The sequence below is a fragment of the Shimia sp. Alg240-R146 genome (assembly GCF_947331465.1).
Lineage (GTDB): Bacteria > Pseudomonadota > Alphaproteobacteria > Rhodobacterales > Rhodobacteraceae > Shimia.
In genome coordinates this window covers 862,553-875,807 of the sequence record NZ_CAMZOK010000001.1, presented here as the reverse complement: position 1 = coordinate 875,807, position 13,255 = coordinate 862,553, and the positions used below count along the sequence as shown (strand labels likewise).

Here is a 13,255-nt window from a genome sequence, read left to right as displayed (position 1 = left end):
CGTTCCGCCCGGTTTATGTTGCGTGGTCCGGCCTTGGCATCGCGATGCTTTGACCTCCCACGAGAGAATCTCGCCCGAAGACGATAGAGGCGGCGTTTACGCCTGTTTTGCTGGGATAGCAAGGGCCAAAGGCGCAAGCAGGGTTAGGCAACTGGTACTTGCTCCGACGCCTGAGGCGCCTTAACCGTGAGCAACCAACAAGAACCCAACGCAGTCAAGCATAAGCATAGCCAATACGGGAAGGAAACGCCCTTGCACCCTAAGGAAAAGGCAGCACGAGAACTGTTAAAACGGAATCTGGCGCGCTTGGATCCTGCTTTTGCTGAAAACCTGAATCAACTGCTCGCCAATGATATACCACAAGAAGTGTTTCGTCTCCATTTTGAGATTTTTGACCTGGATTCAGACGGCGACTTTCCAATACGCGCGTTCTTCTTTGACGAAGATTGGAACGAAGTGTTCCTGACCATCAATGGTAGGTTTGAATATCCGGCCAAACCGGAACTTCTGGAGCAACACGCTCTTTTCACTTCCGAGGAAGCTCGCCGGTTCCTGTCCCTTGCGGGCGCCGAAGACAACGCGTTTTGCGACCTTTACGAAGAAGAGGTCATCGGTTGGTTTGGCAATCACTGGTCCCGTAGCCGAGGCGTGCGTTTGACCTGCTTTGCTTCAATTGGCTGTCACGATTCCGACGCCAAGTCTCTGCCGACAGCAACCCGATAGGCGAGAACCGCATATTCACGGCAAGAACGCAGCTCCGACACTTAACGATTTCCTGTTGCCAAAGGAGGGCTGCTGATTCACCCTCCTGCCACCTACGAATTTTGATCGGAGACGTCGCGTGCCATCCAAAAAATCGAACTCGAATTCGTCAAAGGGGCCCAAGCCCCTGCACATCTGTATCGTTGGCGGGGGATCATCCGGTTGGATGATGGCGACTTATGTTGCGAACCACTTCAAGTTCGACGGCCGCAAACTGAAAATGACGTTGATCGAATCTGCCGAGGTCCCCCCGACGGGCGTCGGAGAGGCGACGATCCACACCATGCGCGGCTATCTTGAGGACGCTGGAATCTCCGAGGAAAAGTTCATCAAGGAATGCCAGGGGACTTTCAAACATGGCATCGAATTTGTCGGCTGGTCTGATAACACGCCTTCCTTCTTTCATCCCTTCGAGCACCCGCCCGTTGTCTTTGAAAACCATGCCGCTCTGAATTTTCTGAAGGCAGACCGCGGCGAAGGCGCCATGGCCCGCTACGATTACTGGGCTGGCATCCAGAGTCGTCTGGCGCGCAACGGCGTTTCCCCACGCAAGAAAAGCGACATTCCTTATCACGGCATCGTCCCATACGGGTACCACCTGGATGCCAACGCATTTGCCCATTTTCTAAAGAAAATTGCGACACAACGGGGCGTCAACCACATCATCTCTCACGTCGACAAGGTCGAGTCGTCAAAAGGTAAGATCGACCGCCTGCACTTGCGCAACGGCAAACAGATCGAAGCGGACATCTTTGTGGATTGCACCGGCTTTGCGGCCCGTCTCATTAAAGAACTTGGTGGCGAATTCATTTCCGGCGCCGAGCAACTGCTGGTGGACTCTGCAGTCACCTGCCAAGTGGATGCCAAAGACATCGAGTCCCGGCCTTTCACAACCGCGACCGCACGCAACGCCGGCTGGACCTTTGACATCGACCTGCAAACGCGGGGCGGTCGTGGGTATGTCTATTCCAGCAAATACTTGTCGCCTGACGAAGCGTTCAAAGAGTTTTCGGACGCCTACCCTGGCCAACTTGACGAATCCCGTGCACGGCACTTCCAACTTCGCATCGGACGGATGGACAAAGCATGGAAAGGCAACTGCTGCGCGATCGGTCTCGCCGCGGGCTTCCTTGAGCCTATGGAGTCCACAGGCCTCTATTTCGTGGAATACACAGCACGGCTTTTTGTCGAGGTCCTTAAATCTTTGACCGACGACAACATGGAAGTTCACGCGGACTGGTTCAGCGGCATCTTCTCCGAACTGTTCGACGAAGTCTCCGCCTTTATCGAGGCCCATTACAAACTCAGCAACCGGCGCGACACACAGTTCTGGCGCGACGCGACGTCCGCGCCGCACTCACCACGCTTGGCGCAATTGCTGTCGCTGTGGGAATCGCGCGCTCCGGGTCAGTTTGACTTCACAGGTCGCAGCTTCTTCGAAGCAGAAAGCTGGCAGGCGATCCTGTTTGGATTAGGATGGCGGCCGCAAAAGTCGCACCGCTTGGCCTCGGTCGATCAAAAAACCGCGCTGGCCCATTTCAGAGAGCTAAAGGTCCATGCCGATCGAATAGCCACGACCAACCCGCAACATGCGGACTATCTCGGTCTGTAAAAAGACTCACCTGACAAAAGAAAAACCGCTGCGGCACCCGCAGCGGTTTTTTTGTTCATCATCATGCAAAGGCAATTAGCTCTGCTTGTTGACCTGTGTGAATTCCAGCTCAACCGGAGTTTCACGACCAAAGATCGACACGGTAACCTTGAGGCGTTGGTTGTCGTCGTCGACTTCCTCGACCATACCGTCGAAGTCCTCAAACGGACCTTCGTTGACTTTGACCTTCTCGCCAACTTCAAAGCTGATCAGCAGTTTCGGCGCTTCTTCGCCCTCTTGAACGCGGCCAAGGATGCCTTGCACTTCGGCGTCACGCATCGGCATGGGGCGACCTTGCGGGCCCAAGAAACCCGTGACGCGGTTGATCGAATTCACAAGGTGATAACCCTGATCGCTCATTTCCATGTGCACCAGAACGTAGCCGGGCATAAAGCGGCGCTCTGTGGTGACTTTCTTACCACGGCGCACTTCGATCACTTCCTCGGTTGGCACCAGCACTTCGTCAATCTGGTCCTCAAGCCCTTGCTCTTCGACCGACGTGCGGATTGTCTCGGCGACCTTCTTCTCAAAGTTCGAAAGCACGCTTACCGAATACCACCGTTTTGCCATGTGACCGTTCTTTCCCGTCTTACCGGCTTTTGCCGGATGTCATTTCAATACGTGCCCCGCGGGGGCTTTCGGGAACACAAAATCGGCGTGCAACTTGATTCGCCACACGCCACAGTCCCGAAGTAGGCAGTGAGTTACCGCCGAACCATCATGATTTCAAGAGCCAAAGGCCGACAAGCGACCCTGTGCCAATCAGCCAAACAGCGACAGAACACCGTTAAGCCCGCCACGGATCAGAATGTCCACCAGCGAGAAGAACGCTGCTGTCAGCGCCGCCATGATAAACACCATGACCGTGGTCAGCAGAACCTCACGACGGGTTGGCCAAACGATTTTGGACACTTCCGCGCGGACTTGCTGAATAAATGTGATCGGATTGGTTTTCGCCATGACGCTTCTTCTTTGCCTTGATCAGAGGCTGACATACTTGGGCAGCAGGACAATTTCAAGGCCAATCCGCGTTCTAATGTCAGCAAACCGGCTCAGCTTCGGATTCTGGAAATCCGCGCGGCAAAAGACGGGTCAATAGGACCGTCCCAAACGTCTTCCTCCGATGCCGGGCGATAAAGCAGACGGCGCATCCGGTAGGGTGTCACTTTTTCAAGCGCGCGGGCCAACGCGGGGTCAGCCCAAATAAACCGCTGAATTCGGCGCATAACAAAGCGCCCCATGCGGTCTTGGCCAATCAAAGCCCCCACCAATAGCAACACGCTTACCAGCGCCAACACGAGCATTGGAATAAAATAGGGTTGCCAGTAAACGACCCCGCTCAGAAAGGCTATCGACAGCAGGCGCGGTGTTGTCAGAAACCGGCGCAAGGCCCGTCCGGGACCGCCTTCGACAATTTCAATTTTGCGCCACTGGCGTGTACGCGGGGCTTCAACCCAGTCATGCAAATCCGCAGCCGAAGCGTTGGCCAAGGCAGTTGCGCCGAGCAGCACAGGCGCCTCAGGTTCATTTACTGTCCTATCAACGGCAGGCGTCGCGCGGCGCGTCTCAACGTCTTGCGCTACACCCGCAACCACGTCATCTTCAGCCACCAGCGTTCGGATCGTATCAAGTGTTCCCTCGCCAAACGGCTCGCCGGGTTCTTTTATGTCTTCGCCGTATTGCGGGACCTCGGGATCCTCATACAGCGTCGGATCATCATTGCTCATACCCATCACCATACTGTTGCCGGCGCCAAGCGCCTGCGGAAATGTTCGTGCAGTGCGGCCTGCTACGGCCGCGCAGAATCAAGTCTGAAATCTGAGGATTGATGGTTGTCCGAGACTTTGGTTTCTCGCAGGCACAGATATGGCAATTTTGAGGCAAATGCCCCACGCCACGCGACTGCGTCTTGTTGAACCGGCTTCACGTCGAGGTTTTTCGGGCCCGGCAAGACGCCAATTCAGTGACCGCCGCCCACCAGTTTTTGCGCCAACTTCAACTCGTGCTGCCAATACCGCAGGAACCACGCGCCAAAACCGCCCAACCCGTCGCGCACGCGCTCTGGTCCAACGGCCACGGCCGCCACGATGAACAACACCAGCGACCAGATCATCAAGCGCAGCACAACAGTCGGCATCAAAGCCGCCAGAGTGCCCACGAGTATCAAAGACACCAGACGCGGTCGCGGCCAGCGTCGGCTCATCAACGCATCCCGTTCGGCTTGCAAGATTGCCAATTCGGACGCGGTTGCACCCGCCAGCTCCGGCGCGTTGCGCAACATGGCAGCTTCCACCGGGGACACTTTGGGTTCATTGTCGTCAACCGACTGCCCGCCAACCATCTGGCGCGCAGCTTCGATCATCAACCGATGTACATCTTTACGATTTTTGGAGGGCGCCTTCTCGACGTCCCGCTCCGGCATAAACGGCCCGGTTTCTCCAAAATCTCCAAGTCTCCAGTTTCGTCCCATAGTAACCCCTATCGTCCAATGCCCCCGAATGGCTCAGTCGAAATTTGCAAACAATTGAAAAGGTTAATGAAATGTAAATGGGACGAGTCTTAGAGCGCTTTTGGACTTTCTTGGGGCTATTTATGACCTAATTGCGGCAAAGCCGGCAAAGTCACTGGCCGTTTTTCCTTCCGCACGCGCTCGGTGATCTTAATGCTCAGCATGCTTTCAAGCGTAAAGTAGGAGCGCAGCAGACGGAACAGCGTGTATTCCGGCACGTACAGGAGCGCATACCAAGCTCGGTTGATACAGATCGCCATCACCGACACCAGAAAAGGTGCACCGATGGCCACCGAGAAAATGGCATGCAATTGCGGCCTCAGGTCTCGGGCGAACAGGTCCATGTATTCTACAAATCCGAAAAAGATCAGACATATGGTCATGCCACGCACCGCCGCATTGAATAGCATAAGGGGGAGAATGATCGATCCGCGAATGGACGCCCTATGCAAATGTGAGGCATCAGCACACCGCGCTGCGATGTGAAACGAGGACCGGAACCACCGCATTCTTTGTTCGCGCATGTGATGCATCGTCGCCGGCACTTCACTTTCATAGTGCACACGCGGGTCCACCATCACGTGATACCCCATCTCACCAATGCGCATGGACATTTCAGAGTCCTCGCCATTCAGGCCAAACGAAAACCCGCCCAACTCGTGGGTCAATGCTGTGCGATAGGCTGCAAACATACCCGGCACGGCAACCAAAGCCTCCAGAGAATCGGTGGCAATCGAATAGTACCCGTGGTTTACGAGCACTTCGGCCTGACGCGCGCGTTCAAAAAAGCTGCGTCCTCGGGTGCGCGGCACGCCCCCAACACACCCCACTTCCGGATTGGCAAAATGGGACATCGCCCGCCACAAGGCGTCGGCCTCAATCTGTGTGTCCGCATCAATGCGGATGACAAACTCGGTTTCGACCTGTGAAAATCCAAGGTTCAAGGCATGCGCTTTGCCGGCGCGCGCCTCTTCAAGCACCCGCCCCGTCAAGTGGGCAGCCTGCTCCAGCGCTTTCTGCGCCACAGCAAAAGTGTTGTCTGACGAGTTGTTATTGACCACCAGCAAGGTGACGTCGCCCCCATACCGCTCTGCCGCTGCATCCAGCGACGCGATGGTGTGGGCAAGGATGTATTCCTCATTGTGTGCAGGCACCACAACCGACAACGGCGGGCAATACCTGTCATCCTTTTCTGACCAGATCCGGTCCCACAAGGACAGTATAAACAACATGAGAAATAGGGACGGCAAGAATAAGAACACGCCCGGCCCCAATCCTCCCAACAGCGCCCAGTGTCGCAGCCAGGAAACAATCGCCGGGTTTGATTGGTTGACTTTCATCGAGATGAACGCCGCCAAAACAGTTATGATCACAAACCGTGCTGCCACAACCAACCTGCGGCGCGGCGTAACGGTCATTGCCACCGTCTCCGGCATCGCGCCACGTCCAAAAACCTGAGTCGAGAAAATCGCGAAGCCCACAACACCGGCGGCGATCTGCTGCACGTTCAAAGCCGGCAACAGGCCGGTGACCTGATAAATAGCGTTAGCAGACAAATCGAGGATCAAACAGAAGGCAAGGAAATAGCCCACCATTGCAAGGATCAGCCGTGCCCGCGCACGCGCGGAGCCATTGCTAAAAAGTCCAAAGGCCACAAAATAAGACAGCAAGAACTGGCGGATCGCGACAAAGTGCTGATCCCGCACACGCACAAATACCCAGTCTCCGGTCGGAAAAAAGTAGTTGAGAAAGCTGCTGTGGTGCAACGCATAAAGCCCAAGCGAACACAGGACCATAAACGTGGCCAGCACCGCGGGCGCACGCCACAACGCAACAGGTCCGGAGAGTTTCTCCGGTTGGCTGTCCACGCTCCAGAAATCATTCTGGGAGGCCTGTGTTTTTTTGGCGGCACCGATATTCAAAAATCCACTCCAAAAGCAAAATTAACCAAAATCAACCCGGGCAGAGAATTGCTCCGCCCGGGCCCTACATCTTAAATTGACGATGCGGTAAACCTAGGCTGCGGACACTTCGATCCGATCGACGCCTTTAACGATCCCCGGTTTGTTCATGGTGGTCCAGACAGAGCACGCAGCAATCGTCGAAGGCCGATAGCGGTCGACATATTTTTCGGCGATGTCCACTGTTTCTTCCAAAAGCCCCTCGGCCAAAAGCGTTGGTTTCAGCCCCAGGTCGCGGAAGCTTTGGTTGCTGACACGAAGGTCGTTTTCCGCAGCCTCCTTGCGCGGATTGTCCACAAATGCCACCTGAACACCGGTCATCGAAGCCACCAGTTTTGCCAAATCACGGACCCGATGGGTTTCCGCCATCTGGTTGCGGATCACCACACGCTCACCTTTGGCTGGCGGGTTGGCGATCGCCAACTCGATGCAGCGCACGGTGTCGCGGATGTGGATAAACGCACGGGTCTGCCCACCGGTGCCATGCACCGACAGCGGATGCCCGACAGCAGCCTGCATCAAAAACCGGTTGAGCACGGTGCCATAGTCCCCGTCATAGTCAAAACGGTTGATCAGACGCTCATCCAGTCTGGTCTCAGGTGTTTGTGTGCCCCAAACGATGCCCTGATGCAGGTCGGTGATCCGCAACTGGTCATTTTTGGCATAGAATTGGAACATCAGCTGATCCATCGACTTGGTCATGTGATAAACGCTGCCCGGATTGGTTGGATACAGGATTTCACGCTCAAATTCCGCGCCGTCGTCACCGGTCACCTTGACCTGCTGATAGCCTTCGGGAATTTCCAGACCGTCCCCGTCATACCCATAGACACCCATTGTGCCGAGGTGCACCACGTGGATGTCACGACCCGACGCTGCAACCGCAGCCAGAATGTTGTGGGTCGCGGCGATGTTGTTGTCCACGGTGTAGCGTTTCTCCGACAGGCCGCGCATCGAATATGGCGCCGCGCGCTGTTCACCAAAATGTACAATCGCGGTCGGTTTCACCTCGTTCAGCAACGCAACAAGAGCGTCAAATTCAAGAGCCACGTCAATTTTGTCAAAACCAATCTCACGGCCGCTGATCTCTTTCCAAGCTGCAATACGCTGGTCGATCGGGGCAATTGGTGTCAGGCTTGTGGCGCCCAGTTCTTCGTCAATCCGGCGGCGCGACAGGTTGTCGACAATGTTTACACCATATCCACGACGCGACAGGTGCAGCGCCGTAGGCCACCCACAAAAACCGTCTCCTCCGATTACGACTACATTCTCCATAACTGTGTCCCTCTCTGGCTATCCGAAATCAATTTTCGGGAAGTCAGCGATTTGGTTTCACTTGTTAACTCCCCTATGACCTCAATGTGGGTGGGGGAAACCAATCGTCCTTGAGAATTCCTGCCAGAGAATAGATAGAATCTGCCAATCTGCGCCGTAAGTAACAGTTTTTTAAAGATTATTCAGCGGGAGGTTGTGCAAACCCTGATCGCAATCGACGTCAGAACCGCCAACGTGCGCCGACCAGGATGGCTGTGCTTGCTTGGTACTGTGGTACGGGTGTTTCGTCGTCGTAGCGACGCACCAGCGCGTAAAGGTCAACGCCCTGCTTCTTCAACCGTTGTACAACCGCAAACCCATAAGAGCGGCTCACACCACCCGAAACCCCAAGAACATCCTTCGCGATGTCATTGCCTTCATAGATGTCGATCGAAAACGCCGTATGCCCGACTTTCCACCAACGAGCAATGTATCCGACTTTGCCGTAAACGTATCGGCCGCCTCCGTCTTCATGCCCTGTGGCCATCGACAAGTTCCAGCCACTTGGGCGATGCAAAACGGAACCTGAAGCAATCAACACGTCCCGTTTGTTGCGCCCACTTCCTTCGATCCAGCGAAACGCCGCGCCACCACGCAGGCGATAATCGCCATGATCGCCGTCATATCGCACGGAGATGTCGGCATAGCTGGAGTCGTTGAACTCAGACAAAACTTCCTTGCCTGCAGCCATCGCAAAACGCACGCCCCCCAGCATCGGAGAGTCATATCTTATCCGCAGCCTCCGAGAGCTACCCATCGTCCGAAACGCCTGCTTGATAAGGAGGTCATTTGGGGCCGCGCCAATCGGGCGGAGGATCATTCCCCCCGCCGCATCCTGCACGGGGGCTCCCGCTACAACTGTAGTCAATGACAGGTCCAATCCGGTGAAACCATCCGCCGCCATAGCACCTTGCCCAAGGCTAAAGGTGCCATAGGCGTCGTGTTTGAACTCGACCTCAATTTTGCGGATTTCCCGACGGTCGAATTTATAGCCGCTATGGTGCGGATCGGATTGGCTGATCTGGTTGGTCTCTTTCCATCGCAGAGCCAACTCGCCACGTGCGCGAAATCGCCAGCCGCCCCGCATGTCCCGATCATAGGTGGCGCCAATCCGCGAAACCGATTTAGAGCCATCCACAAACCAATAGGTGTCCCTCGCCAACCCGTCGTCATAGCTCAGAACGCCACGGTTGATCTGGCCGTAAATGCTGAAGATGCCGCGTCCGTCGGCACCGGCCTCCTGTGCCACCGATCCGGTCGCACAGCCTAATAGAACCAGCCAAAAACTCACCAACCGTTTCATGTCACGCCGCCACATTGCTTGCGGATCACACTGCCTGTTTGGGCATGCAAAGGGCAACCCTGCCAACTCCGGCACCGAAATCCGCCATTTCAGGTGACGCAATCCCGCCACACGCACACACCCGAACAATCCGCAGTTGCCAGGTTTTGTGCTATGCTCTCATAAGACGCATTTTCACATCTTCACGACCGCCGAAATTGCACCCCGACGTTTTACACACTCCATTTTCAAACTCCGAAAGGACGCATGATGCGCTTGATGTCTTACAATATTGAATGGTTCGACGACTGGTTTAACGACGACAACACCATGAAAACCTCGGCCGAGGCCATCACCAAATTCGACGCCATCGCCGACGTCCTCACCGCAATTGATCCCGACGTTATCGGCATCACCGAAGGCCCCAACACCACGACCACAACCGGCAATCGCAGCACGGTTGCCGCGCTCGAGGGCTTCGCCGCCGCCAAAAGCCTGCGCCAATCCAAGGCGATGATCGGTTTTCCATCCGGCGGGCGTCAGGAAATCGCGGTGCTCTATGATCCCACCGTTGCCTCTGTCACCCACGATGCTGGCGGCAGCGCAGGCAGCAAATCCAACCCGCCCTTCAAAGAACAGTTTCAGATCGACAGCGATCAAGATGGCATCAAGGAGGTTTATAAACACTACCGCCCCCCGCTTGAGGCCAAGGTCGTGCGGGCAGACGGCGGCGCTGATTTCTGGATGATCGTGGCGCATGCCAAATCCAAAGGCATCTTTTCCGCCATGGACCGGCTGAATTTTGACCGCACCTCTGTTCGCAACCGCCGCAAACTTTTTGCGGAATGCAGTTCAATCCGCCGCCGCGTCGAGGACTGGCTCAAAGCCAACCGCCCAACCATTGTCATGGGCGACATCAACGATGGCCCCGGCTTTGATTTTTATGAAAGCCGTTTTGGCCGCAGTGCGGTTGAAATCATCCTCGGAGACGTCTTTGACCGTGCCAGCCTGCTCTGCTACCCGCTTGGCCGCCCCAAGTTCGGCCGCTACGGCTGGGAACCCTCCACAGCTCGCTTCACCGACAACTACACCGGCGACAAGGTCAACGCGCTGATCGACCATATCATGGCGTCCAGTCATTTCTCCCTGACCGGCAGCGCTCCGGCGATGGTCTGGAACCCCTACCAACTGAACGGCGCCAAACCGCTAAAATCCAGCCTCCTGGGGGCTTCGGACCACTTTCCGGTCACGCTAGACATCGCGTAAAGCCCAAATGACAAAGGGCCACTCACCCTTTGTCATTCCTTGCCGTTCTTCACCTCAAGATAGGCAAAATCCGCGGCCTTCGCGCGGCCGGTCAAATCCTGCGCGGCAACGCCGACAAAGTTGCCGGTGAAATTTGAATGCTCCCCGCGCACGCCTTCGTCCGAAAGGATCGACGCGTCCAGCACCGGACCAATGCTCTGGAAATCGCCGTCGCCGACGGCGTAAAATAACCGCAAATCCGCGTGGTCGATCTCAAGCCGCATTCGAACCGTGCCTTGATCCGGCAGCGCGATCAGCTCGCCAACCGGATAGGTCAACCGCCCCTCCGGCCAATCTGCACAGGACAAAATCGTCAGCGCCCGTCCACCTGTGTCCGGATCCATTGTCATCGCCAAATAGTGAAACTGCGTCCGGTTATAATACGCCACCAGCCCCGCCATCTGCTGATAACTGTCTGGCTGAAACGCCACTTCGGTCTCGGCGGAACACACCCATTCTGTTTGACGCGCCGCCACCAAGGCCTGCTCAAACCACGCCCCGATCGACTCGCGCCCAAACAGCCGCAACGCATCTTCGCGAAGCTCAAACAACCGCGCGGTGTCCGGACTGCGGAGCCACTGCAATTGCGGTGGCAATTCCGTCAGCTTGGCAAAATCAAACCGTGCCGGCACATCAGGCCACGGATGCGGCTCCAACGCGGGGGCATCTTCGACCAGACTCGGTTCCATCCCGCCATTGGCCAGATACAACCAACCATCTTCGCGCCATTCACACCGTGCAATCCCGCTCTCGCGTCCCATCTGGGACCGCCGCCCCTTTAGGGGGCGCGTGCACAAATAGGTGTGCCAAGGCGTCCCGTCCGGCAATTCGACATATTGCCCATGCCCCGTGCGCTGCAGCGGACTGTCCTCATTGTCGCGCACCGTCAAAAGATGCTTGTTGGGGTGGGTTTCATAAGGGCCACGCAAGGTTTTGGACCGCGCATAGGTCACCGCGTGTTCATAGCCTGTGCCACCCTCTGCCGTGATCAAATAGTAATATCCGTTCTTGGAAAACAGATGCGGCGCCTCAGTCAGGCCCAGATCGGTGCCGGGATAGATGTTGGTGATCTCCCCCACCAGGCACGCCTCTTCAACGGAATACTCCTGCAACAAAATCCCTGCAAAAAACGGCGCGCCCCGCCGGTCTGAATTGCCCATGGTCGCCAAATGGTTCCACACCATGTTCACCAGGTACTTTTTGCCATCCGCATCGTGAAACAGCGACGGGTCAAACCCGCTGGAGTTCAGATAGACCGGATCGCTCCACGGCCCCTCAATACTGGGAGCCGTCACCAGATAGTTATGAGCGTCCTTGAAATTGCCATCCAGTCGTTTGACGTCCGTATAAATCAGCCAGAACATCCCATCCGCATAAGACAGCGCCGGCGCCCAGACACCGCAGCTGTCGGGATTGCCCCGCAAATCAAGCTGCTCTGCCCGCCGCAATGGCTGGCTCAGCGTGCGCCAGTTCACCAGATCGCGCGAATGGCTGATTTGCACACCGGGATACCACTCAAATGTTGAGGTCGCGATATAGTAATCATCCCCGACACGACAAATCGACGGGTCGGGATGAAACCCTCTCAGGATCGGATTCTCGATTTGTGTCATGCCGCGCTCCTCCCAAAGCCTTGTGTTAGCGCCAACTCAACCAAGCTTTCCGCGCCGCGCCAAGTATTATTTCGAGCCTCAAACAAAATATCGGACAAAAACCACCGTTGCGTCAGTTCCGACAATTCCTTTTGACGCCGCCACGCAACAGGATTTAGAACCACATTATTCTCGGGGCGGGGTGAAATTCCCCACCGGCGGTGAAAGCCCGCGAGCGCCACAAAATGTGGGTCAGCAGACACCGGTGTGATTCCGGGGCCGACGGTTATAGTCCGGATGATAGAGAATGGGAGGAACGGGCCGCATGGCCTGCGCTTTCTGTGCGCTCTGGGATCTTGTCGTTTGAGAAAGGATCAGAGCAATGACAAAATCCCCTAAATTTGCCTTCATCAAGGCGCGCTGGCATGCCGATATCGTCGATCAGGCTTATGCAGGCTTCACAGCCCAACTGGCCGAACTTGGCGTGACCGCTGACGTCGACGTTTTTGACGTGCCCGGCGCGTTTGAAATGCCACTCTTGGCGCAAAAGCTGGCCGAGACGGGTGACTACGCCGCCATCGCCGCAGCCGCGCTTGTGGTGGACGGTGGCATCTACCGCCATGATTTCGTAGCCCAAGCCGTGGTCACCGGCCTTATGGAAGCCGGCCAGAAAACCGGTGTGCCGGTGCTGTCGGTCTCGCTGACCCCGCACCATTTCCAACCTTCTGAGGAACACATGACCTTTTTTCACGATCACTTTGTGAAAAAGGGTCGCGAGGCGGCACAGGCCGCCGTGCAGATCGCGCAGCTTCACGCGCAATTGGATGGCTCAGCCCCCGTCGCGTCAGCCGCTTGACCCGCAGCCGTTGGCCCTTCACG

Annotated in this window: 12 protein-coding genes and 1 riboswitch; of the genes, 4 read left to right on the top strand and 8 right to left on the bottom strand. The window is 56.2% G+C overall.

Going from position 1 to position 13,255, the window contains the following annotated elements; all coding sequences use genetic code 11:
- The first annotated feature begins 186 nt into the window (after nt 1–186).
- Complete coding sequence (locus PG871_RS04205; protein WP_270726349.1) at nt 187–723, top strand: hypothetical protein; 537 nt, start codon at nt 187–189, stop codon at nt 721–723.
- 118 nt (nt 724–841) lie between these two features.
- Nucleotides 842–2,374, top strand: coding sequence for a tryptophan halogenase family protein (locus PG871_RS04200; protein WP_270726346.1), 1,533 nt, complete (start codon nt 842–844; stop codon nt 2,372–2,374).
- 75 nt (nt 2,375–2,449) lie between these two features.
- Here the strand turns inward: PG871_RS04200 and nusG are convergent, their stop codons facing one another.
- From nusG to PG871_RS04165, 7 genes are all read right to left on the bottom strand, one after another.
- Complete coding sequence (gene nusG, locus PG871_RS04195) at nt 2,450–2,983, bottom strand: transcription termination/antitermination protein NusG (protein WP_270726344.1); 534 nt, start codon at nt 2,981–2,983, stop codon at nt 2,450–2,452.
- A gap of 192 nt (nt 2,984–3,175) precedes the next feature.
- Nucleotides 3,176–3,373, bottom strand: a complete 198-nt coding sequence (secE, locus tag PG871_RS04190; protein WP_054000826.1) for a preprotein translocase subunit SecE — start codon at nt 3,371–3,373, stop codon at nt 3,176–3,178.
- Between the two features lie 92 nt (nt 3,374–3,465).
- On the bottom strand, nt 3,466–4,140 hold the full coding sequence (locus tag PG871_RS04185) for a hypothetical protein (RefSeq protein WP_270726338.1): 675 nt from the start codon (nt 4,138–4,140) through the stop codon (nt 3,466–3,468).
- A gap of 233 nt (nt 4,141–4,373) precedes the next feature.
- The gene (locus PG871_RS04180) at nt 4,374–4,883 is read right to left on the bottom strand and encodes a hypothetical protein (RefSeq protein WP_270726335.1); all 510 of its coding nucleotides are present in this window, start codon (nt 4,881–4,883) and stop codon (nt 4,374–4,376) included.
- A gap of 116 nt (nt 4,884–4,999) precedes the next feature.
- Complete coding sequence (locus tag PG871_RS04175; protein ID WP_270726332.1) at nt 5,000–6,844, bottom strand: glycosyltransferase; 1,845 nt, start codon at nt 6,842–6,844, stop codon at nt 5,000–5,002.
- A 93-nt stretch (nt 6,845–6,937) separates the two neighbouring features.
- On the bottom strand, nt 6,938–8,158 hold the full coding sequence (locus PG871_RS04170; protein WP_270726330.1) for an NAD-dependent epimerase/dehydratase family protein: 1,221 nt from the start codon (nt 8,156–8,158) through the stop codon (nt 6,938–6,940).
- Between the two features lie 220 nt (nt 8,159–8,378).
- Nucleotides 8,379–9,500 carry a porin gene (locus tag PG871_RS04165; protein ID WP_270726327.1) on the bottom strand — a complete coding sequence of 374 codons (1,122 nt, stop codon included), beginning with the start codon at nt 9,498–9,500 and terminating at the stop codon, nt 8,379–8,381.
- A gap of 246 nt (nt 9,501–9,746) precedes the next feature.
- Here PG871_RS04165 and PG871_RS04160 point away from each other — a divergent pair, with 246 nt between their 5' ends.
- Nucleotides 9,747–10,745, top strand: coding sequence for an endonuclease/exonuclease/phosphatase family protein (locus PG871_RS04160; RefSeq protein WP_270726325.1), 999 nt, complete (start codon nt 9,747–9,749; stop codon nt 10,743–10,745).
- Between the two features lie 32 nt (nt 10,746–10,777).
- Here the strand turns inward: PG871_RS04160 and PG871_RS04155 are convergent, their stop codons facing one another.
- The gene (locus tag PG871_RS04155) at nt 10,778–12,397 is read right to left on the bottom strand and encodes a glycoside hydrolase family 43 protein (RefSeq protein ID WP_270726323.1); all 1,620 of its coding nucleotides are present in this window, start codon (nt 12,395–12,397) and stop codon (nt 10,778–10,780) included.
- Between the two features lie 163 nt (nt 12,398–12,560).
- Nucleotides 12,561–12,689: riboswitch (FMN riboswitch) on the top strand.
- 69 nt (nt 12,690–12,758) lie between these two features.
- Here PG871_RS04155 and PG871_RS04150 point away from each other — a divergent pair.
- A complete protein-coding gene (locus PG871_RS04150; RefSeq protein ID WP_270726321.1) occupies nt 12,759–13,232 on the top strand; it encodes a 6,7-dimethyl-8-ribityllumazine synthase in 474 nt (157 codons plus the stop codon).
- The last annotated feature ends 23 nt before the right edge of the window (nt 13,233–13,255 follow it).